At 44.7% G+C, this 24,009-nt stretch carries 16 protein-coding genes, 1 rRNA gene and 2 riboswitches; of the genes, 1 reads left to right on the top strand and 16 read right to left on the bottom strand.

Translation table 11 applies throughout. From position 1 onward, the window contains the following. Positions 1-150: 150 nt before the first annotated feature. From FOF60_RS01565 to FOF60_RS01500, 14 genes are all read right to left on the bottom strand, one after another. Positions 151-1,700, bottom strand: a 16S ribosomal RNA gene (locus FOF60_RS01565). A gap of 367 nt (positions 1,701-2,067) precedes the next feature. After that, positions 2,068-4,143 (bottom strand): glucose-specific PTS transporter subunit IIBC, encoded by a 2,076-nt coding sequence (ptsG, locus tag FOF60_RS01560; protein WP_192473142.1) that lies wholly within the window; start codon positions 4,141-4,143, stop codon positions 2,068-2,070. Between the two features lie 180 nt (positions 4,144-4,323). Next, positions 4,324-5,166, bottom strand: coding sequence for a glucose PTS transporter transcription antiterminator GlcT (glcT, locus tag FOF60_RS01555; RefSeq protein ID WP_192473141.1), 843 nt, complete (start codon positions 5,164-5,166; stop codon positions 4,324-4,326). A gap of 135 nt (positions 5,167-5,301) precedes the next feature. After that, on the bottom strand, positions 5,302-6,633 hold the full coding sequence (locus tag FOF60_RS01550) for an NCS2 family permease (RefSeq protein WP_192473140.1): 1,332 nt from the start codon (positions 6,631-6,633) through the stop codon (positions 5,302-5,304). A 128-nt stretch (positions 6,634-6,761) separates the two neighbouring features. Next, positions 6,762-6,863, bottom strand: a riboswitch (purine riboswitch). A gap of 86 nt (positions 6,864-6,949) precedes the next feature. Beyond that, on the bottom strand, positions 6,950-8,497 hold the full coding sequence (gene guaA / locus FOF60_RS01545; protein ID WP_192473139.1) for a glutamine-hydrolyzing GMP synthase: 1,548 nt from the start codon (positions 8,495-8,497) through the stop codon (positions 6,950-6,952). 185 nt (positions 8,498-8,682) lie between these two features. Further along, a riboswitch (purine riboswitch) is annotated at positions 8,683-8,784 on the bottom strand. Positions 8,785-8,815: 31 nt separating this feature from the next. Beyond that, positions 8,816-11,032 (bottom strand): transglutaminase TgpA family protein, encoded by a 2,217-nt coding sequence (locus FOF60_RS01540; RefSeq protein WP_192473138.1) that lies wholly within the window; start codon positions 11,030-11,032, stop codon positions 8,816-8,818. Continuing rightward, the gene (locus FOF60_RS01535) at positions 11,029-12,246 is read right to left on the bottom strand and encodes a DUF58 domain-containing protein (RefSeq protein WP_192473137.1); all 1,218 of its coding nucleotides are present in this window, start codon (positions 12,244-12,246) and stop codon (positions 11,029-11,031) included. Before FOF60_RS01535 ends, FOF60_RS01540 begins: the two co-directional genes overlap by 4 nt. A gap of 1 nt (position 12,247) precedes the next feature. After that, positions 12,248-13,189 carry an AAA family ATPase gene (locus FOF60_RS01530; protein ID WP_192473144.1) on the bottom strand — a complete coding sequence of 314 codons (942 nt, stop codon included), beginning with the start codon at positions 13,187-13,189 and terminating at the stop codon, positions 12,248-12,250. Positions 13,190-13,417: 228 nt separating this feature from the next. Beyond that, positions 13,418-13,792, bottom strand: coding sequence for a hypothetical protein (locus FOF60_RS01525; protein WP_192473136.1), 375 nt, complete (start codon positions 13,790-13,792; stop codon positions 13,418-13,420). A gap of 309 nt (positions 13,793-14,101) precedes the next feature. Further along, positions 14,102-15,538, bottom strand: a complete 1,437-nt coding sequence (locus FOF60_RS01520) for a lipase family alpha/beta hydrolase (RefSeq protein WP_192473135.1) — start codon at positions 15,536-15,538, stop codon at positions 14,102-14,104. 326 nt (positions 15,539-15,864) lie between these two features. Continuing rightward, on the bottom strand, positions 15,865-16,860 hold the full coding sequence (locus FOF60_RS01515) for an ABC transporter substrate-binding protein (protein ID WP_192473134.1): 996 nt from the start codon (positions 16,858-16,860) through the stop codon (positions 15,865-15,867). 227 nt (positions 16,861-17,087) lie between these two features. Beyond that, complete coding sequence (locus tag FOF60_RS01510; protein WP_192473133.1) at positions 17,088-17,903, bottom strand: hypothetical protein; 816 nt, start codon at positions 17,901-17,903, stop codon at positions 17,088-17,090. Further along, positions 17,896-18,444 (bottom strand): sigma-70 family RNA polymerase sigma factor, encoded by a 549-nt coding sequence (locus tag FOF60_RS01505; protein WP_192473132.1) that lies wholly within the window; start codon positions 18,442-18,444, stop codon positions 17,896-17,898. The genes FOF60_RS01510 and FOF60_RS01505 overlap by 8 nt, the downstream gene beginning before the upstream one ends. Before the next feature lie 190 nt (positions 18,445-18,634). Continuing rightward, complete coding sequence (locus FOF60_RS01500) at positions 18,635-20,215, bottom strand: glycine betaine uptake BCCT transporter (RefSeq protein WP_319801559.1); 1,581 nt, start codon at positions 20,213-20,215, stop codon at positions 18,635-18,637. Between the two features lie 190 nt (positions 20,216-20,405). Here FOF60_RS01500 and FOF60_RS01495 point away from each other — a divergent pair, with 190 nt between their 5' ends. Then, on the top strand, positions 20,406-20,930 hold the full coding sequence (locus FOF60_RS01495; RefSeq protein WP_192473131.1) for an ECF transporter S component: 525 nt from the start codon (positions 20,406-20,408) through the stop codon (positions 20,928-20,930). Positions 20,931-21,278: 348 nt separating this feature from the next. Here the strand turns inward: FOF60_RS01495 and FOF60_RS01490 are convergent, their stop codons facing one another. Next, positions 21,279-21,983, bottom strand: coding sequence for a hypothetical protein (locus FOF60_RS01490; protein WP_192473130.1), 705 nt, complete (start codon positions 21,981-21,983; stop codon positions 21,279-21,281). Between the two features lie 213 nt (positions 21,984-22,196). Beyond that, positions 22,197-23,900, bottom strand: a complete 1,704-nt coding sequence (locus FOF60_RS01485; protein WP_192473129.1) for a transglutaminase-like domain-containing protein — start codon at positions 23,898-23,900, stop codon at positions 22,197-22,199. Positions 23,901-24,009: the final 109 nt, after the last annotated feature.

The raw sequence follows: 24,009 nt of genomic DNA, 5'->3' as shown, positions 1-24,009 counted from the left end.
CTTACGATTATCTAGTTTTCAAGGAACAAAAAAGCTTTGAGAGAATTGCTCCCTCAAAACTAAACAAACAAGCGTACAACTATGTGGATTACATCCACAGTACGAATCGAAAGATTCGCATTCCGATTGCCTTTACGGCAATATCCTTAGAAAGGAGGTGATCCAGCCGCACCTTCCGATACGGCTACCTTGTTACGACTTCACCCCAATCATCTGTCCCACCTTAGGCGGCTGGCTCCAAAAGGTTACCCCACCGACTTCGGGTGTTACAAACTCTCGTGGTGTGACGGGCGGTGTGTACAAGGCCCGGGAACGTATTCACCGCGGCATGCTGATCCGCGATTACTAGCGATTCCGGCTTCATGCAGGCGAGTTGCAGCCTGCAATCCGAACTGAGAATGGATTTATGGGATTGGCTCGACCTCGCGGTTTTGCGGCCCTTTGTTCCATCCATTGTAGCACGTGTGTAGCCCAGGTCATAAGGGGCATGATGATTTGACGTCATCCCCACCTTCCTCCGGTTTGTCACCGGCAGTCACCTTAGAGTGCCCAACTGAATGCTGGCAACTAAGATCAAGGGTTGCGCTCGTTGCGGGACTTAACCCAACATCTCACGACACGAGCTGACGACAACCATGCACCACCTGTCACTCTGTCCCCCGAAGGGGAACGCCCTATCTCTAGGGTTGTCAGAGGATGTCAAGACCTGGTAAGGTTCTTCGCGTTGCTTCGAATTAAACCACATGCTCCACCGCTTGTGCGGGCCCCCGTCAATTCCTTTGAGTTTCAGCCTTGCGGCCGTACTCCCCAGGCGGAGTGCTTAATGCGTTTGCTGCAGCACTAAAGGGCGGAAACCCTCTAACACTTAGCACTCATCGTTTACGGCGTGGACTACCAGGGTATCTAATCCTGTTCGCTCCCCACGCTTTCGCGCCTCAGCGTCAGTTACAGACCAGAGAGCCGCCTTCGCCACTGGTGTTCCTCCACATCTCTACGCATTTCACCGCTACACGTGGAATTCCGCTCTCCTCTTCTGCACTCAAGTTCCCCAGTTTCCAATGACCCTCCCCGGTTGAGCCGGGGGCTTTCACATCAGACTTAAGGAACCGCCTGCGCGCGCTTTACGCCCAATAATTCCGGACAACGCTTGCCACCTACGTATTACCGCGGCTGCTGGCACGTAGTTAGCCGTGGCTTTCTGGTTAGGTACCGTCAAGGTACCGGCAGTTACTCCGGTACTTGTTCTTCCCTAACAACAGAACTTTACGACCCGAAAGCCTTCATCGTTCACGCGGCGTTGCTCCGTCAGACTTTCGTCCATTGCGGAAGATTCCCTACTGCTGCCTCCCGTAGGAGTCTGGGCCGTGTCTCAGTCCCAGTGTGGCCGATCACCCTCTCAGGTCGGCTACGCATCGTTGCCTTGGTGAGCCGTTACCTCACCAACTAGCTAATGCGCCGCGGGCCCATCTGTAAGTGACAGCCGAAACCGTCTTTCAGCTTTCCCTCATGTGAGGGAAAGGATTATCCGGTATTAGCTCCGGTTTCCCGAAGTTATCCCAGTCTTACAGGCAGGTTGCCCACGTGTTACTCACCCGTCCGCCGCTGATCTTCAAAAGCAAGCTAATGAAGATCCGCTCGACTTGCATGTATTAGGCACGCCGCCAGCGTTCGTCCTGAGCCAGGATCAAACTCTCCAAAAAAGAGTTATGAGTTTAGCTCATAAGTTAAAACGTTGGCTCATGATCTTCTATATATAGAAGCCATGATCATTTATTGTTTGTTGACGCTTGTTTGTTTAGTTTTCAAAGAACAATTTGTGTGCGCCGCTCAGAAGCGACTTTAATAATTTATCACACCACAGCGTTGAATGTCAACAGCTTTTTTGATTTATTTTTTCATCATCAAAATGTTGTTAACCTGTTCGCGACTGTTTCTATATACTATCACCGGAGATGCCCAGAGTCAACATGTTTACCCCTTGAAAAAATTGGGAAAAATTAGTCGTACGTTTTTCTTCTATATATAATAACAGCCAGTCCCTTTTCAGGAGACTGGCTGTTTTCTATATTATTTAGAAATCGTAATGATATTCTCGTCTTTCACATCCACATTGCCTTTCTTGTTGATGACAATACTTTCCCCTTCTGAAAGGTTAGTGAATACGATTGGAGTGATAATGGATGTTGCGTTTTCCTTGATGTAATCAAGGTCAACCTTCAACAATGGCTGTCCTTTTGTCACAGTGTCATTTTCAGCAACAAGGGTTTCAAATCCTTGTCCCTTCAGGTTCACTGTGTCTATGCCCACATGGATAAGAATTTCCCGACCAGAGTCAGACAGAATCCCAATCGCATGCTTTGTCGGGAACAGATTAACGATCTTTCCATCTACTGGAGATACAATTGTTCCTTCAGCAGGTACGATCGCAAAACCGTCGCCCATCATTTTGCCTGAGAATACTTGGTCAGGCACTTCTGTAATTGGCAGGATCTCACCTTTAATAGGAGAAACGAATACATCTGCATTAGCATCCGCATCATGGTGCGTCTGCAATGCTTCTGGATTTACTTCTTCAATTTGCTGTTCAACCTCTGTAGCTTGGTTTGTTTCAACCGGACGAGGCCTTTTACCATTCATGATATCTCTCATCTGTCCTTTAATTGTCTCTGAGCGCGGACCGAAAATGGCCTGGATGTTGTTGCCGACTTCAAGTACTCCGGCAGCACCCAGCTTTTTCAGACGATTTTTATCGACATTGTTAATGTCATTTACAGATACACGGAGTCGAGTGATACACGCATCAAGGTGAGCGATGTTTTCTTTACCGCCCATTGCGTCAAGAACTTCATATGGAAGGTCGCTAGCTTGGCCTTTTACTCCGCCTTCTTCCTGATCTTCTTCAACCGCTTCACGGCCAGGAGTCATCAGGTTGAACTTGCGGATCGCGAAACGGAAACCAAAGTAGTAGATAACCGCGAACACTAAACCTACCGGAATGACAATCCAAGCATTTGTCTGCGGATTGATCAGTCCAAATAGAATGTAGTCAATAAGACCACCAGAGAAAGTCATACCGATTTTTACATCCAATAGATGCATCGTCATAAATGAAAGACCCGCGAAAATCGCGTGAACTCCGAATAGTACTGGAGCTACGAACAGGAACGAGAACTCAAGAGGTTCTGTGATACCTGTCAGGAATGAAGTCAAAGCAGCAGATACCATCAAACCGCCGACTACTACTTTTCTTTCCGGACGTGCTTCGTGATAAATTGCCAAAGCTGCTGCTGGAAGTCCGAACATCATGAACGGGAATTTACCAGTCATAAATGTACCAGCAGTCAGGTTCTGAACATTGTCCGCAATCTGAGCCATGAAAATACGCTGGTCACCACGGACTACATTGCCTGCCTCAGTCGTATAAGAACCAAACTCAAACCAGAATGGTGAATAGAAAATGTGATGCAATCCAAATGGAATCAATGAACGTTCAACTACACCAAAGATAAATGCTGATAGTGTCAAGTTAGCGTGAACCATGTTTTGCGAGAATGCATTCAAGCCATTTTGGATTGGCGGCCAGATGACAAGCATTGCCAATCCAAGCAAAATTGCTGTTCCTGCTGTGATGATTGGCACGAATCGCTTACCAGCAAAGAATCCAAGATATGACGGCAGCTCAATTTCAAAAAACTTATTGTAAAGAGCCGCGGCTAAAATACCTACGATGATACCGCCGAATACACCCGTTTGCAGGGTTGGAATACCAAGGATGCTCTGGTAGTTAAGACCGTTGACATCCTCTGGTGTGATTTGAAGAACAGTACCCATTGTCACATTCATAATCAGGTACCCGATAATCGCAGCCAGACCGGCAACACCTTCACCACCAGCCAAACCAACAGCTACACCCACCGCAAACAAGAGCGGCAGGTTCCCGAAGACAACGTCCCCGGCATTCTGCATGACAGCAGCAACCATATCAACGCCGCTGTTATCTAAAAATGGAGCAAGCTCCAGTAAAGCAGGGTTTCTCAGCGCCGCACCCAGAGCAAGCAAGATACCTGCAGCTGGAAGCAATGCAACTGGAAGCATGAGCGCTTTACCTACTTTTTGAAGAACACCAAAAGCTTTCTTAAACATAGGAATACCTCCTGAAATTTTTTCTCCTAAAGCGGTTACAAACATTAAAAAAACAAATAAAAAAGGCATGAGAAAGATGTATCGAAAGAAGCATACGGATATATTACCCATAAAACTCCATTTCAATTACATTCTTTACTCATGCCTGATCGAATCAGTAACACGTAAGAAATAATTGCTTTATTTAACCTTTTTCTGAAGCCTTTGCAAATGCATCGTCAGATACACAGCTTCAGCATCGCATACTTGTTTTTTCAAGGTCTGCTGCATCACTTTAATGAGTTTCCACGAAAGATTGTAGCACACTGGATATTCTTCTTTCAAGAGGATTGCAAACTTTTCTGGTTCCTCTACCGTTTCACCATTATTGACCCTTTCAATCGTGAAACGTATGTGGCGTACAAGCCTTGTGTAGTCTATGCCTTCTTTATCGATAATGATATTGAGATTTTCTTCAATTATTTGTACCAGTTTTGTCACAAGTTGCGAATGTTTATTAACATCAGACAGATTTCGGTTCATTACCGCACTGTGGATATGGAGAGCAACGAATCCGATCTCCCCATCAGGAAGTTCAATCCCGGACTTTTCTTTAATCAGCTGTACAACCTCTTTCGCGATTTCAAATTCGGTAGGGTACAGTGTTTTAGTTTCCACCAAAAAAGGGTTTTTGAATTCCATACCTTTCGCAATCCTGTTTACCGCAAACATTAAGTGATCTGTCAGGGCAACGTGAATGTGTTCGTTCAGCTGGCTGTCTGTCCTTTTCTTGATTAATTCAATAGAAGAAATGATAGCCTCATGAAGGTCATTCTCAACAAAAGGCAGAAGTTTGATATAGTTCGCCTGCTCCTTTTCATCCTTCAGGACAAACATCTTCTCAGCCTGTCCCTCTTCAAGCCTGTCTCCTTTTTTCCGATTGAAGCCAATGCCCTTGCCGATCAGGATGACTTCCCCGAAGGTTGGGTGGTCAGCAATCAAGACATTATTATTCAAACCTTTTTTTACTTCGATATTGTCCATGCCGGATCCCCGTTTCAGCTTGTTCTATGGGAATATCGTATAAAAGGAAGATTTATAAGTCAATCCGGAGTAATTAACACGGACAGTTCAATTTTTGCCAAAAAAAGATCCAGCGTCATCCGCTGGACCTCCTTGCTATTCTGTTAAAAACATAAAATATAGAACGAAAATCACAAAGAACAAATACATGATTGGGTGAACATCTTTTGACTTCCCTTTTACAATCATTGTGATTGGGTAAAAGATGAAACCTGCTGCGATCCCTGTTGCAATGCTGGATGACAATGGCATCGCAATCATAGTCAGGAATGATGGTACCGCAATTTCAAAGCGGCCCCATTCAATTTTACCAAGAGAAGAAACCATCAGGACTCCAACGATAATCAATGCTGGTGCTGTTACAGCTGAGGTAACGACCGAGAGCAGCGGGAAAAAGAACAGTGACAACAGGAAGAATCCAGCTGTTACAAGTGATGCGAAACCGCTTCTGGCTCCTGATGCTACACCCGCAGATGATTCAATATAAGATGTCGTTGTCGATGTTCCGAAAATAGATCCAACAAGTGACGCGATTGAATCTGCAAATAATGCGCGGCCAGCTCGCGGAAGCTTGTTTTCCTTCATCAGCCCCGCCTGGTTGGCAACCGCCACAAGTGTACCGGCGTTATCAAAGAAATCAACGAACAGGAATGTCAGGATGATCCCGAGCATTGTTGATGTATAGAATGATGGATCACCAAAAGCGCTGAAAACTGCTCCAAAGGTTGGTGCAACACTTGGTACTGCTCCGACTACTTTTTCAGGTGTTTCAATAAGGTTGAAAATCATTCCGACAACAACGCTAATGATGATACCGAAGAATACTGCACCATGGATGCCTCTTGTCAGCATGATGACTGTTATCAATAAGCCAAAAAGTGCTAGCAATGTGTTGGCGCTTGTCAGGTCGCCCAGTCCGACGAGGGTTGCTGGATTATCGACGATGATGCCCGCATTTTTCAAACCGATAAATGTGATGAACAATCCGATACCGGCTCCGACTGCGTGCTTTAGTTCAACCGGGATGGCATTAATCAATTTTTCCCGCCAGCCTGAAATCGTCAGGATTAGGAAGAACACGCTTGAGATGAACACTGCCGCAAGTGCATGCTGCCATGGTGCTCCGTGGCTTAAGACAACTGTGTAAGCAAAGAATGCGTTCAAGCCCATTCCAGGAGCAAGGGCGATTGGGTATTTACCGATCAGGCCCATGATGATGGAGCCGACTGCTGCAGCAAGTGCTGTCGCTACAAAGACAGCTCCTGTATCCATCCTCAATGCTTCCGGCAGGTCGGGTACGTCTGCCAGTGTCAGTATATTAGGATTAACAACCAGGATGTAAGCCATGGCGAGGAACGTGGTCATTCCTCCAATGAATTCGCGGCGATAGTTCGTGCCGAGCTTTTCAAATTCAAAATACTTCTTCATTTTTCTTTCCCCCTGAATAGAATTCAGGAAATAAGGCCAAAAAGAAAACGCCACGGGATACCGGGCGTTGACTGAAGGTAATAAGAGTAATGATGGCAGCAATAGATTATAAGTTCGATAGATTGCCAGCCATGATTTATATACCTCGTAGTCAAGCCATTTACGGTAGCTCGGTAGAAACTTTTGGGCCATATCCCCAAGATTATACGACGAATTATGACAAATTATTAAGTTCAGTTTTATTCTAACAGGGCTTTTGTCCTGAGTCAATAAAAAAACGAACATTTTCATGTCCGTTTTTAAAATCGTTCGTATTTTATTCCCACTCAATAGTCGCAGGCGGTTTGCTGGTAATGTCATATACGACCCGGTTCACGTGATCCACTTCATTGACGATTCTTGTCGAGATGATTTCAAGGACATCCCAAGGAATCCTTGCCCAGTCTGATGTCATTCCATCAATGGACGTTACTGCACGGATTCCGATCGTGTAATCATAGGTTCTCGCATCGCCCATAACTCCGACGCTGCGGATGTCAGGAAGCACGGTGAAGTACTGCCAGATTTCACGGTCTAGACCGGCTTTCTTGATTTCGTCACGAAGGATGGCATCTGATTCCCGAACAATCTCAAGCTTCTCTTCAGAAATAGCCCCAAGGACACGGATACCTAGACCTGGTCCAGGGAACGGCTGGCGCCAGACGATTTCATCAGGAATGCCAAGCTCTGTTCCGAGCGCACGTACTTCATCCTTGAATAAGGTATTCAACGGTTCGATCAACTTGAACTGCATATCTTCAGGCAGTCCGCCAACATTATGGTGCGACTTGATTGTCTGTGCAGTCGCCGTACCACTTTCGATAATATCAGTATACAATGTTCCCTGCGCAAGGAACTCGATGCCTTTCAGTTTTTCAGCTTCATCATCAAACACATAGATGAACTCATTGCCAATGATCTTACGTTTCTGCTCAGGATCGGAAACTCCCTCCAGCTTGCTGAGGAAACGGTCCTTTGCATCGACTTTGATGACATTCATGTTGAAGCCATCAGCAAAAGTCTTCATGACACCTTCTGCTTCATCTTTACGCAATAAACCATGATCAACGAAAATACAAGTCAGCTGGTCACCGATCGCTTTGTGAATCAGCACCGCTACTACCGAGGAATCCACTCCACCGCTAAGTGCACAAAGAACTTTCTTGTCACCAACCTGCTGGCGGATTTTTTCCATCTCAATTTCGATGAAGTTTTCCATTGACCAGTTACCTTCGCATTCGCACACCTTGAACACGAAGTTTTTCAAAAGTTCATTTCCGTAGATGGAATGTCGAACCTCAGGATGGAATTGTACCGCGTAAAGCTTGCGGCTCTCATCACTCATTGCCGCTATTGGGCAGGATGGATTGATGCCATCCACCGAAAAGCCCGGCGGTGACATCGTCACGAGGTCTCCGTGGCTCATCCAGACAACCTGTTCGCCCGGTGTTCCTTCAAATAGTCTATTCTGGTTGTGCAGAGTCAACAGAGCCTTTCCGTATTCACGGTTCTTTGCCTTCTCGACCTTGCCGCCGAAATGCATCGTCATCAGCTGCATTCCGTAGCAGATTCCCAAAATCGGCAAGCCTAGCTCAAATATTTCCTCATCACACCGGAACGCCCCTTCATCATAGACAGAGTTCGGGCCTCCGGAGAAAATGATTCCCTTTGGATTCATCTCCTTGATTTCAGCTGCCGTAATCGTATGTGGATGAAGCTCACTGTAGACGCCAAATTCCCTGATCCTTCTCGTGATCAGCTGGTTATACTGGCTGCCAAAATCTAATACAATAATCTTTTCCTGGTCTTGCAGCTCGGTTTTCATAAAGTCACCTCATTATAAAATAGAACGCGGAAACTTCCTTAAGCAGAAGGTTATGTAGATAGTATGGTTTATCGCCGCGTTTTTTGTACATAAAGATAAGCACATGCGCAGAAGCTGGACAATAAAAAAAGCCAGAATCCTGCCTCCAAAAATAATAGGAAAGCAGGATTCCAGCCCATTACGAACAAAAAGAAACCTGCCTTCATAGTCAAATCATTTCCGGTGATTTGGTAGATACTTTCGAACCATATTATCGAGGATATATGAAGGTTGATTCTATATAGTTGCCAACATTGTATCAGTATAATAATTTATCGGTCAAGCACTAACTTTCCGAATCATGAACTCCCAATACTTTTTCGCATTCTGCCACATGTCTTCATCCATATCGCCACGGTAAAGATACTCTTCATACTTTTCCGTAAGCCAGCGCATCTCGTTTGTAGAGAAAAATGAATCCACATAGTTAGCATAGTCGCGCAATGTCTGGCCTCTCTCTCTCTTCAGGCCATATCTCCCGAGCTCTTTCAATAGAACGATATAGGCTTTCTCCAAATACTTGTTTTCTCTTTTGTACTTATAGAGAAGGATATACACGAAAGGCAGCCATTTTCCTCTCCATCTATATAAGATTGCAGCGAACACGGCAACTGCGAGCAATGTGAGGAAAATCTTCTGCAGGTTATCCTTCAGGAATGCTCCTGCATTTTTCAGGCCTTCTGAAAAAGAGACCTTCGGCTTGTCAGCGGGTGCCTGCTCTTCTGGCAGTTCAGGCTTCACCGGAGCTGCAGGTGTTGTATCTTCCTCTTCTTCTTGGCCCGTCTGGTTTTGTGAGTCATTATTATTGTCATACTCAAATTGAACGTTATTTGAAAATCCTTGTGTCGGTTCAAACGGCACCCAGCCGACACCAGGGAAATAACCCTCTACCCATGAGTGGGCATTGTTATTAGTGACCTCATAAAGTCGGCGGCCATTCTCTAGTGTATCGATATACTCCCCTTCTGTATAACCCTTTACCCATCGCGCTGGAATGCCAACAGAGCGCATCATGACAACCATCGATGTTGAGAAATTATCACAGTAGCCACGCTGTGTTTCAAACAGGAATTGGTCGACATAATCCTGATTTTCATCCGGGATTGCCACATTCGTTTGATCATAGACAAATTCGTTCGACCGGAAATACTTTTCTATCGCCTGCGCTTTTTCCAGCCAGGTCTCTTTATCTTTTGTTATTTCCTCAGCAAGCTCAACTACCCGCTCCGGGAGCTCTTCAGGTACCTGTGTGTATTTTGAGAGAAAGGCAAACTCTGCCTCCAGTTCTTCAGGTCCGGCAGCCTTAAGCTTTTCTACACTGTACACCGGGTGGTTAAAGGTCAGTGAGTATGGTCCGATTGAGCCTGCTTGACCATCCGCCATTGACATGATTTTTTCTGTTGTTGGATCAAGGCTAAATTGGAGAACAGATTTCCCCGCAGAAGCTCCCACTTGTGTCACCCCCAACGGATAGACAATGTGAGGATACCCGATCTTCGGGATGACCCTGCTCGTACGCTGTTCCGTTTTAACTTCCTCTTCAAAAGGCTGCATCGGGATGGTCTGTTCAGGTGAAAATTCCACAGGCACGGCAGTCCCCTTGTCAGCAACCCACCCTTTACCTGTATAGACGTCTTTGGTCTCAATCCGCCAGTAATGACGACCATCGGCCTCTGCGGTAAAAACGACCCGGTCGTCTCCGATGAACGGTCCGCCAAGTGCAGAATCATCCGTTCCGTAGCCGACTTTTTTAACCCCTCCGCTGCCTTCGCCTGAATCCTCATTATAGGAGGTGATAAACGGAACAGGGTCCGGCCAGATTGGGTCAGCCTTCGGAGCCGCATAGCCAATCCCCACGCTCAGGAGAATCATGGCGACTAGCGGTACCATCCACCTTTTCGCACTTTTCAGGTTCTTATTCACTGCTCCCTTATCTGCAATCCGGTAATACGCCAGCATCCCCATCACAGCAAAACCCGCAATCACTGTCCGGACGATCGCCAAGTCTGCTTCATATGGAGTAAACGTATCAAGTACCGTGATATATACCAGCGTCATGAAGAAAAACACGAAGATTTGTTTCCTGTTAATCAGCCAGTATTGGATCAGGTATGCCATCAGCCAAAGCAAGGTGAAGAACAGCAGCGTCCTGAACGAATTGGAAATTTCGGTCCATTCTGCATTCATGATAATACCTGAATTAGCGATTACCTCCTTGAACAGCTGGCCAAACCACTCCAGGCTGAAAAAAGTGCCCTCATAGTACATAAAGTGGACGGAATATAAGATAATGATGATTTTTATGATAGCTGACGGAAGAATTGGCATATTGAAGTAGGCCATCATTAGAGAGATAAACACAAAACCTAAAAACACACTCAGGTGTCCGGTATCTGTCAGTTCCTTCAATGGCCGAAGCCACTCCCAGAGCAGCAAAAAGCTGAAAATATACAGCAAAAAGAAAGTGGAGTCTTTTTTTGGATTATCGTTCCTCAACCTCTATTCACCTCCGAGAAGGCTTCCGCGAAGTGTCCGTCATGTACCATGACAAGATGGATTCCTCTTGCATTGGCCGAGGCTCTTAAATTTTTCTCCGTATTGGTCGGGGATTCCTGTCGGTTCTTGACCAGGAAAATGCTCACCGATCCGTTCCGTTGATTATAAAAAGCAGCTTTTTCAATCAACTCTTGAGTCAACTGTGCGGTTATCAACATGATTGAATTATTCTGCTGCGCTAAGAAGCTCTCTGCCTCAAGGACCCGGTTAAACGGAACCGGGGACTCATCCTGGATTTTAGCAAGATGGTAGAGCAGCTGTTGCTGGTGACCTTCACCGCCACGGGCAGGAAATGCCTTTCGCTCAGCACTTAATGTCAATAAGCCCACCTGTGCACCTTTGCGTAAAATCGCCCTGATGACTGAAGCAGTGAATGATACAACAACTTCAAAGCGCGGTTCAGGGGCACAGTCCATCAGAATGGTCACGTCATGCGATTGCCTCTGCTCGAATTCCTTCGTCATAATGTCATTCCGTCTTGCAGTCGCCTTCCAGTTAATCCACGAGAAACGGTCTCCCGGCTGGTATTCACGAACACCGATTGCCATCGACGTATCACGCTGGACTCGCTCCTTCGAGGCGGTCATCCCCTGGTCGAAATGATGAGCTGCCGGTCTGTAAACCATATCCTGATACGCAGGATAAACCAGAATCTTATTTTCAACCGGCAGCAGCTTTTCTTTTTCAATTAATCCGAGCGGATCCCCCGTTTTAAACTTGATGCCCTGTAAAGTATGCTCACCACGAGGAAGGTTTTCAATCGAGTAATCAAAGCCGAATACCCGGCTGAATCCCGGAAACAGCATAGTCCTCGCTTTTTGCAAATCCCGGTGACCCGAAAGTGTATTCCCGACCGCTTCTTCGCCAATCGCATAAAACAGCGGGAAAATCATATTCCTTTCAAGAACAATGCTGGCTTTGAACTTCTCTCCAGCGTTAAATTCCTGTTTCGTATACACTCTTTCCGCCTTGATATCTTTTATTGAATAAAGAGCGAGGCCCAATGCGTAAAGAGCGAATGGCAAGAAGCTGTAAAACAGGAACCAGCTGACAAAGCCGCCCTGGAACATCGCATAGGAAAAGGTAATCAAAATCAAAAACAATAAAACGATGAGCTTCCAAACTTCTTTAAACTTTTGGAAATATTTGTTCATATTACTTCACGAGCCTTTGGACCGGCACAGGCACTCTCGCCAACACTCTGTTGACGACATCCTCAGTTGTGATCCCTTCGAACCTGGCCTCTGATTTCAAAATGATCCTGTGGGCGAAAACATAAGGAGCAAGGTACTGAATATCATCTGGAATGACATAATCTCTTCCGTAAATAAATGCATATGCCTGGGCAGCCTTCATCAAGGCGATCGAACCACGAGGGCTGACACCAAGGTATACGCTTGAATGGCCGCGAGTCCGGCTAGACAGTTCCACGATATATCGCTTGATCGTATCATCTACCACTACTTCTTTAATGCTCTGTTGCAGGTCACGCAGATCTTCAAGCGTTACAACAGGCTGCAAGTCTTCGATTGGAAGATTCCGCTGCGCCCGATGCAAAACTTCCATTTCTTCGTCCAGGGAAGGATAGCCCATCTTCATTTTTAACAGGAATCGGTCAAGCTGTGCCTCCGGCAATGGATAGGTACCCTCATAATCAATTGGATTCTGAGTCGCCATCACGAAAAACGGCTTGCCAAGTATATGGGTCACACCATCAACCGTCACACTGTGCTCTTCCATTCCTTCTAAAAGAGCTGACTGTGTCTTTGGAGATGTTCTGTTGATCTCATCGGCAAGAATGATATTTCCCATGATTGGGCCTGGCCTGAATTCAAACTCCATCTCTTTTGGATTGTAAATCGAAACCCCTGTCACATCGGAAGGCAACAGGTCTGGCGTGAACTGGATTCTCCTGAACTTGGCGCTGACAGACTTCGCAAGCGCACGGACCATCATCGTCTTCCCCACTCCGGGCACGTCCTCAAGCAGCACATGTCCGCCAGCAAGCAATGCAATCAAGCTGAGCTCCGCCACATTCCTCTTACCTGTCATAACCTTATCAATATTTTCTAATATTCTTTCAACCGTTGGATTCATCTGATTCCTCACCGAAACTTCCCCCTTAAAATCTATTTATCTAGTTAACCTATTACTTTTTTACTCCAATAAGTCTATATTCGCTATTTTCTGGCAAAATCCTGTAATATGCAGGGTGAAATTATTTCCACTTTGTGATAGACGGAATGTTAAATAGGAAAGTTTCATTAAAATAAAAAAAACGGCCTCATCCCCAGAAGCCGTCACCAACACTTATATGAACTCTCTTTAACTTGCTGCCTTTGGAATCGCACCCATGCCCTCAAGGATGATTTTCGCATCCGTATTTAAGTAGGCTTCAATATCATTCCTTAAAAATAACAGTGAGTGGTCCCTGATGATCACCTTCAAGCCCCTCAAGTCAAACTTTGAAGCATAGCTGTTCACTGCATTGATGACCGCCATTTCTTTCCTCGTAAGCGGCTGCTGTCCAGCCTCCATCCTTTTCGTCAAAAACTCGAGCAATTCCCTCGCATTTGATTTTAAACGGTTGCGATGCTCATTCAGGATCTCGATGTTCTCCTCCATATACATCCTTGCGGCAGCAAAATCGAGTTCTTCGACACAATTGTTGATTCTGGCAACCAAATCCAAAACATGCATTACTTTCTCCTCCTGGTGTAAAAACTCTTAATTTCTATATCGGACGTTAATCCTGCCACTCCATCATTTATGTATAATTTAGTGAATAAGACTTAGGGCCAGGAATTGATTGTAGGTAGAACAGGCTATATAAGATGGATGATTGCGCAAGGGCCCATTCTAGGGATAAATGCACCCTTATGCATGGCGTTTCTCTTACATAAGGACACATTTCAAGGCTAAGTACTTCCTTATGGATAACCTTCGATAGAATGCTCCGTCATTTCTGCCATTCAGGTAGCAGCTGGTTTCCACCAGCCGCCTCTGCCTTTATCTGTGAGTCTTTCCAATTTCATCGACATAGATGGATTCAATGATGGTCCTTTCGAACGGCTTCCCTTTAGCGTCTACTCCTGTAACTTCTGTTGTCAGGTTGTATACACCTGGCGCGGCGAGGTCACCGTCGAGGACTTTGCCAGCTTTCGAACCTTTGCCTGCTTCCTTCAGCTTCTTTTTGCCATCATGGTCATATTTGATCCACTTTGATTTATATGAAGCTTTCAGACTTTGACTTTTTGCTTTTTTCAATTCAACATCAAGCGGGCTGTCAATGCCGACCACTAGCAGGTAGGAGGCGGCTGGGCCTGATACCTTCCAACTCCCTGCCTCTGGTTTTTCGATTTTAAAAGTATGGACCCATGCTCCTTTAAAAAATTCACCAGCGTCTTGTTCGATTCTTGACGCCTTATACTCCTGGCCATCCGGCCCCTTCAGTTTGAGCGAAGCCATCTTCTTTTCACTGAGGAATGCCATTTGGAAGCTTTCTGCGCCTTCCTCGATCACGAAACTCTCACTGATCGCTTTATCAGCTTTGCCGCCTTTTACAATCTGGTTTGTCTCAGGCTCTGACATGCTCTCGGCAGCTGAAAATGCATTTGAACTGGCAGGCTGCTCTGACATTGTATACGGCTTGAATACCGAAAAAGTATGCGAGCCTTCACGAATGGTCGTATGGTTCCATGCCCCTTCACGAATGATTGTTCCGCCAGGCAAGCGGGAGCTGGTGACAGTGACAACACCATCATTGGAACCATAGCTGCTTAAATAAAGGCCTCCCCAATATAAGGCACTGCCGAATGAACCCCATTTGTATCCGCCTAATGTGTAATAGCGGTTCAATTTTGCCTCAGCCCTTCCATCGGTAATGCTTCGGAAATATCTCATATTCCCTGTCTGCAGCGAACGTGTCGCATCATTATTGTTTCCAAGCAAGGCTGCCAGCCACCAGGCAGAGCTGCTGTGGGCAAGGTCCGAGAGCTGTGTGCCATGATGAGGTGATGAAAGAGTGATGACATTCGATACATACTGGTGCGCCCCGTAATGGACAAGTGCGGTCTGGGTATCGACTCCGCCTTTGCTGTGGCCAACAACGACCAGCTTCTTGTAGCCGAAATACTCATAAATTTGTCTTAGCTTACCAGCCAGCATTGCCCCATTTTCCCACATATCCCTTTCCGGATAAAGGTCGATGAATGCTGTTTGATATCCATTGGCCAGAGCGGTCTCATACATATCATTTCCGTCCCACCAGACCGAGGCCGAACTGTTGTAACCATGAATAAAGACAATCGGTGCTTTTGCCGGGTCCACCCATGAAGGGTTAGAACCTACATACCATGTTCCCGGAGTTCCGGAAGAACCCCCGCCAAAATCTCCAGCCTTTGTAGCAACCGGCACCATCAGCAATAAAACCATCAATAATGACATAATCCTCTTACTCCTTCGCAAACCCATACCCCCTTTTTTTCACATCGTTAAAAAGTATTATGTTTTGGTTTTATTTAGAAGGGTATTTTGGTTTATTTAGATTAGGAAAATAGTATTATCTGGTCAGCTGAATAAGAAATGCGAAAGCGCCTTGGTCAGCCCCGACAAGCGTTGGAGGGCCTGACAGTGAAGTCGTTCTTTGACTTCATTGGCGGGACCGAAACGTCTCGAGGGGCTAGGCGCTGGAGCTGAACATTTCTCGGTGTAAAATTTATACTTTTTTGATATTAATAAGAGCCTGCACAAATTCTGCAGGCTCCTCCCTATTATTCTCCAACAATCTTGGCATCTTTGAGCATATCCTCAGTCAGCGTGATTCCTTCCTCTTCAGCAGCCTTTTTATTAACTACCAATTCGAGGTTCTCCGGATAGCCAACAGGAATGTCAGCTGGTTTTTTGCCCTCGAGGATTTCAACTGCCATTTTACCAGTGGTGTAGCCAAGATCGTGATAATCAAGTCCATAGGATGCGAACGCGCCACGTTTTACTGAATCACCTTCACCGACAAACATTGGAATATCTTTATCATTCGCCACTGTGATCACTGATTCGAGCGCAGCTACCACAGTATTATCCTTTGGAATATAGAGGACATCTACACGGCCGACCATGGACTCAGCTGCCTGCTTCACTTCAGAGCTGGCTGAAATAGTCGTTTCAACTGCCTCAAGTCCCGCTGCTTCCAGTGCTTCCTTTGCATTTTTCACATTCACGACGGAGTTAGGTTCTCCATTGTTGTAGATAATCCCGACCTTCTTCGCTCCAGGGATGAACTTTTTGATTGCCTCGATTGTATTCTTAATGGCATCAGGATGTGTATCTGTTGTACCCGTTGCATTTCCGCCTGGCTTCTCCATGGATTGAACCAGCTCAGCACCGACAGGATCCGTGATTGCCGTGAACAGAATCGGAATATCCTTTGTTGCCTGGACAGCTGCCTGGGCACTTGCTGTCGCAATCGCTAAAATAAGGTCATTTTTATCTGAAACGAACTTTTGCGCAATCGATGCATTGTTGTTCATATCGCCCTGGGCATTCTGGTAATCAAGCTTCAGATTCTTTCCTTCTTCATAACCTGCATCCTTAAGTGCTTCAATAAATCCTTCCCTCGCTGCATCAAGGGAAGGATGTTCAACAATCTGGGTGATTCCGATTTTCACCATCTCATCCTTCTTTTCTCCGCTCGCCTGATTACCGCCGCCACCGCAAGCAGCAAGCAGAAGCATCGCACCGCTTAATATGACTGCTAATGACTTTCTCATCGTAAGACCTCCCCAAATTCTCTCCAAAATGGTTATGTATCTTCTTGGTGGATGACAGCTTTCTATCCCCCTTTTGTTAGTGTTTTTATACTATTTTTAATATTCTGATATTAACATGGTATCTAAAGTGGGACAATAGGAGATTTTGAGCTTTTTTATCGAATTTTAGAATAACCTTAATGAAATTAAAAAGGATCCACCCAAGATAGGATAGATCCAAGCCATTGCTACTCGTTACGTATAAACGATTCCAATTTTTCCGTTTTATTACCATCAAGCATATGGGAATATCCATTGTTACCACCCGTTCCATCCTTGTTGATTGCAATATGGAGATCGTTCAGCAAGCCGACGATATACTTGTGTGCCTTTTTCATTCTATCGCTAGGTGGTTTGAATTGGTCTTTATAATCAAAAGGATTTTCATTTTTTAAATTCAAGTGTTCAAAACGCTTTTTATGCTCTTCCATCACTATGGATGCAAGCTCCTTGAGGTTACGGAAATCTTTTTCAATGACCGCTCCTTCTACCTTATAATTAAGCTCTAACCCTCCCAAAAGTACAGTTGCTTCAATCCAATGGTAGTGTTCAGGGTCGTCAGCGTACTGCTCAGGCAGTGGGGCACTGTACAACTCGGCATTCAGGGCAATAAATTCCTTTACGTTCTTTGAGTCATAGGGACCCAACCCATCCGTGATTGTACGGTCTTCCCAAGCTTTGTCATGATTGGTATCTTCACTTGCAGTCACTGTTTTTTGAGGCAGGTCGTGATTCATATTTTTCCCCTGTAACTCTGATGCTTGCTCTAATGGTGATTCCTGACTAGTCATGACCTCATGGACTACGAATGTTCCCATCCCGACAAAGACGGCAGCCGCACCCATATTTATCATTATTTTTTGAAAAAGAGATCCTCTCTTTCTATTTCCGGAAGAGCTCAACTCCGTCCATACACGCTCCTTTTCTTTTGGTGAAAAAGTAATCCTTCCGTACACTTCATGATCCAGTTTTTCTTTTAAATTGAAAAAATCCTTTTCACTCATATTCAAACCTCCTCCTTTCAAGCTCCTTTTTCAACAGCTGCCTTCCACGGCTCAACCTCGTTTTAACTGTTGCTTCCTTCAGACTGGTAATCTCACTGATTTCTCTTAACTTCAATTCCTCATAATAAAAGAAATAAAGAATCTCACGATATTTCGAAGGCAGATTCAATAATGATTCTGTCACGGTGGTATGTGTATTTTTATCAATTAACTTTAGATCAGGTGTTTTTTCCCTGGATGTGACTGTAAACTTTTTGAATGGCAAAATACGTTTATATGCATTACTCTTCACAACATCTTTGGAACGGTTAATTGCGATCCTGTATATCCAGGTTTTATAAGATGAGTTCTCCCTAAATAGATGAAGGTTATTGTAGCAGCTGATAAACACATCCTGCGTAATATCCTCAGCCAGATTAATGTCTTTTACGTATGTAAAAGCCAATTTCTTAACCATATCGCCATAGGAATCCATCAGTTTTATCAGAATTTCTTCTTTCGACGCTGATTCCTCTTCTCCGGAAAAGTGAAATCGATGCAATTTATTTGCACCTCCTGTTAAAAATCAACCTTTAGACGACAAGTACGATAAAAGGTTTCAATTTTTTAGATTCCATATCAGTCATCTTAACAAACCACATCCATAAAGCTCCGTCCCATTCTCCATGTACACAAAGAAAAAGATCCCTCCCAAAAATGGGACGGATCCATCTAGTATTACCTGAAAATATTTAAATCGGGCTCGGATCTGGCTTATCTTCTTTCTTTGCGAATTTCCCTTTTTCCTTTTTCGGCTTTTTTTCAAGGGCCTCTGATTTAAAGTCTTTTAATATCGAGAAGGACATAGCGATTAGAACAAAGGTCAATGGAAAGGCGCTGACGATGATGGCTGTTTGCATAGCACTCAGCCCGCCGGAGAGCATTAATACGATAGCAGAGGCTGATAGAAAAAGCCCCCAGACTATTTTAACCACATTGGGAGGGTTCAGATCTCCTTTTGCTGTTTGCATCCCTAGGACGAAAGTGGCTGAATCTGCCGAAGTGACAAAGAATGTAGTAATCAGCAACAAGGTAACAACGACCAATGCACCCGAGAATGGTAAAAGGTCGTATACGTAAAACAGGGCTGTTTCTAAGTTTTGTCCGGCTATGTTGGCCCCTTCAAAGTACTCGAAGTAAATAGCAGTCCCGCCAAAAATTGCAAACCAGAAAGCACAGACCAGAGTAGGTATAACGAGAACGGCAATCATGAACTCCCTCACCGTCCTTCCCTTGGAAACACGCGCAATGAATGTCCCAACGAAAGGTGCCCAGGCTATCCACCATGCCCAGTAAAAAATCGTCCAATCCTTTATCCAGCTAGCTTGTTCTTCGTTAAAAGGAGTAAGCCTCAACCCCATGCCTGGAAGGTTCTGAACGTAACTCCCGAGCGTAGTGGTAAACAGGTCAAGCACAAAACCTGTTGGTCCCAAAATCAAGAATGCAAAAAGCAGAATGACGGCCAATACTAAATTGGCATTGCTTAAATACTTAATCCCCCTCTGCAGACCAGTGCTGGCAGAAAGCAGGAAGAGGACGGTTACGATAGCAATAATAATGAGCTGAGTCGTGAAATTGTTTGGTATCCCCGTTACATAGTTGAGCCCCCCATTGATCTGGGCAGCTCCTAACCCTAAAGATGCTGCTACACCAAAAATTGTCGCAAATACCGCGACTACATCCACGATGGTTCCAATCGCTCCTTTTGAGCGTTCCCCTAATAGAGGACTAAGAGTTATACTCATCAGCCCGGGTTTCTTTTTCCTGAATTTATAGTAAGCAAGGACAAGCGCAATGACAGCGTAAATAGCCCAAGCATGAAAGCCCCAATGTAAATACGTATATCTCAAAGCAACCTTTGCAGCCTCAGGTGTACCCCCTTCACCAATAGGCGGATTCGCAAAATGAGAGATAGGCTCCGAGACTCCAAAGAATAGCAGCCCGATCCCCATACCAGCACTGAATAGCATGGCAAACCACGTTTTTCTGTTAAAGTCTGGTTTGTCGTCATCAGCACCTAATTTTATTTTTCCATACTTGCTAAAAATCAAAAATATCGCAAACAGGAGGAAGAAAGAAGCTGCCAATTGATAAAACCAGCCAAATGAATCTAAAAAGAATGCCTTGGTTTGATCCATAACCTCACCTAATTGAACCGGAGCAACCACGCCCCAAATCACAAATCCACTCGCAAGAACGAGAGAAATCCAGAACACATTTGATACCTTATTCAATTCTGCCAACTCCCCATGATCGATTTCGATACAAGACATCGTTAGGTTTCCCGAAAATTAAGCATCAATTCGTTTTTAGCCATAAGAGGAAAGCTTTAAATTCCCAAAATTCTGTACATGTGTATATTTTTATGTATTTATTAACTTACCAATAAGGAGTATGATAGTAAGTAAAAAGGAAGTTTCGAGGCATACGAAAAGAGTCCTGAAAAGAGAAAGAGGTTACGAAATGAATGCAGCATACTCAACAACCAAAGAAACAACTAAAACAAAAGTTTTAGTCATCAATGCGCTTTTCATTGCATTGACTGTCGTTGCAACCATGTTCATTAACATCAGGCTGCCGATTATGGGTAATGGAGGCCTGATCCATATGGGCAATATTCCTCTATTTATTGCCGCTTTCGTTTACGGCAGGAAAACAGGTGCAATAGCAGGAGCCTTCGGTATGGGCTTGTTCGACATCATCTCCGGCTGGGCATTGTGGGCACCGTTCACTTTCGTGATCGTCGGCGCTATGGGCTATGTAGCGGGATTGATTGCGGAAAAAATGCCTGGCAAGAAAGTATTGGTTTACTCCCTGGCAGTTGTCGCTGCCCTTGTCATTAAGATCGTAGGCTACTATTTTACTGAAGTGGTCCTATACGGAAACTGGATTCAGCCATTCGGCTCAATCCCAGGAAACATCATGCAAGTTGTCCTTGCAGGTCTGGTTGTCATCCCACTTGCAGGACGGATGAAGAAGTTGTTATAAAATGAACGAGAAAAATCCCCTATGGAGCATAATCCATTGGGGATTTTATTATGTATTCATTGATCCGCGTTCTGTTAATATGGAAGTGCTGATATTTTGTCGACCGCGTAATCATAAATTGTAGATATTTCTCGGGAAATTGTTGAATTTTGAAGGCGGGGTAATCGACACCTGGCTTTGCTGTCCGGAGGCACTTGAATGTATTTCGTATAGCGTATCGTCAGGCGATATATCGTTAAGCTTTTCTGCACATGAATACTCACTTTTAGCAGTGCTCATGTTCATATCGGTCAGCAATACGCTCTATTCTTCGAGATTATTCAATTTATTGAAGGTCTTTCATGCAACTTATTTCCGGAATATCGCGGAAAGCCAACCCCATTTTCTATTCTTTAATTCTACTTCTAAACGTTTATTGAAATCACTTTGGGAGTTCCACTCATTCTTTTGCTCTTCCCGCATCTTCTTAATCTCTTTTTGCAGGAGCTCACTTCTCTCTCTTTCCTGCTGCAGCAAGTCTTCGTAATGGGCATTTTGCTGCTCGAGGATTTTTTCAATCTTTGCATTTGTTCTTTGTGCTGAATTCCCAATGCTGGAACTGATCACATGATGATCTTGCTGAAGCTGGGAAACACTTGTCTTCATCTGGACCATATCGTTTTTTAGCTGCATATTCATTTCACGCGCGGCTGCCAGTTCATTGACCACAAAAAGCAAAACCTCTTTTAATTGATCTGGGTCTTGCGGTAAATTATTTCCATATGTATCGTTGATTGCAATCTCCGTACTGCTTGACCCATCGAGCCTTTGTTTTTGCCCGGCCACAAGATCTTTAGCCGTATCGTCCAGTGGCTTGTCTGTATCGCGTAGCGCTATAAGCGCTTTTATATCAGACTGGACAAAGATTCGGCGGTCGCCATCTTTCAAAAACTCGTAACCGTTACGCTCCAGAATTTGTCCATACTTTCGGACAGTTGGAGTAGCAATTCCTACTTCCTCAGCCACTTCTTTTGTTGAGAATGCCTGTTCATTCGGCTGTATATCGTTTCGCATATCGCACCTCCTATCTACAATATGACGAGTTTCAACAATATTTGCAAGAGTCATATCGTCTAAATTTATATTTTAGCAGATATATCGCTATCCCTATATCGTTCTTGACTCTTAAGAGACACAGAAAGCCGGCTGTAATTAGAGTTTGTTTTTAACTTGAGCCCTGTCTAGTTGCAAAAAATCTCAGAGCCATTTTCAGCTCTGAGATTTTTCTCAATACGATATTCCCGTTCTTGTATGTGTTTTTTCAAACTCAGCCATATTGGGATCAAAATACTTTTCATCATATTTTGCCACAAACTTTCCATCGTCTACATACCCCGAACCCCAGGTCGGATCCATGGTGATCCATTCATCGTCAATTTTTGCTTCAACCCACGCATGTCTTGATGGCCACCAGCCGCCGCGGGCCATGCCTTCCACGAACCGTGATTCAATATCGCTTGCTCTCAATAAAGCAATTGCCAGATAAGAATAGTCCTGACAGACACCTGTTTTTAAATCCAGTGTTTTCAGCGCGCTATCATCCCATTCAAAATCATCTGTCTCCAGCTTTTCAACATCATAGGCAACCGTTTTGGCTACATACTCATAGATTGCTTTAGCCTTATCCCTCTCCGTGCTCTTTCCTGCGGTGATTTCACTTGCCAGCTGTCTGATCGGCTCTGAATCGGATTGAACACCCCTTGATGGCAGCAGGTCACGCTGATCTTCACCGGTGGATTCAACCTCAAAGCGGGCAAACCCGTAAAACCTGAAATAATCACTATTTTCTTCTTTTATCTCTGGTACGCTAAGTATAACCTCATATGTTCCGGGACCGAACCGCAGATAAAAGGAGTCATCAAATGTAAAGTCCTTAACCGGTATGACATCTAACGCTTCATCTTCTCCCTTTTTAGTCGTGATATAGATATGTGTTGTTTCAGGGCCAAACACGGCATTAGGATCAATTTTCCCCTTTATGCTGTACATGCCATCTGTCTCTTCACCGCCATATACAGGGGACTCGAGAGTAACGCCGCGCTCTAGGTATTGATCCATATACTCAATCGGCAGCATCGTCTTGTCAGACTCATTATCAATTAAAATTGTCGTAGCCGTCTGGTAGTAATTTTCACGTTCTTCATCCGGAACGAGAACCTCGAGTTCATGGACACCTTTACCGTAAAATAAGGGCACGTCATAGCTGAATTTGCCATCCTTGATCGGCATAATATGCTTCCAGCTCTCCATATCCTTAGTCAGCTTCAGCATGACGGTATCTTCATCTGTCAGATTTCCAGCTTCTCCTTCCAATCTGAAAATCTCGTTTTCTTTCACATAGCCAGAATCAACTCCAAGAGCCACTTCTGCGTCCTGGCCAAACGGGGTCAGAACAAGATCCCGCTCGATATTCGGATTCACATTGTGGACCTCAAAGGCGGTTGCTTCAAAATAATAGTTCTCCGTTTCATTGCTCGGGATATGGACACTCACACGGTACTTGCCTTCCCCATTAAAAAAACGAATTGTCTGCTTGTACTTGCCATCTTTCAGCTTAGCGTAGTACTCATGCTGCTGTCCCGCAGGCCCTTCTTCCTCTGCCGATACTTTGATCAGTACATAATCCGACTTCAAAGAAGAAAACTTGTCAATCTCCCCTTCGACGACAAACTTCCCGTTGACCGCGAATTCCTTATACTCTGGACTGGAAAAAGTGGAGCCAATCTCCTCGTTATAGGAACCCAGCTCAAGCGGCTGAAGCTCAAGCTCCTTGTTTTTTTCCTTCACCAGCTTTTCATATTTATCCTCTTGTTTCTTCTCAGCCTTTGCCTTCGCATCACTCGGGCTCGCGTCGCTGCAGCCTGAGAGTATGAAGAGCGAGCTAATCACAAGCAGCAAAACTGATAATATAGGATTCTTCTTCCGGTTCATTGTTACCTCCTTAGGTTTTAATCCTCAAAAATTTAGCGATGTTTTATTTACGAATAACAACTTTGGAGGTTCCTGGGACTTAAGACTCTATTTACAAATATTCCTAAGT

Origin of the sequence: Mesobacillus jeotgali (genome assembly GCF_014856545.2) — a bacterium.
Lineage (GTDB): Bacteria > Bacillota > Bacilli > Bacillales > Cytobacillaceae > Mesobacillus.
This window is presented reverse-complemented; position numbering and strand designations above follow the sequence as displayed.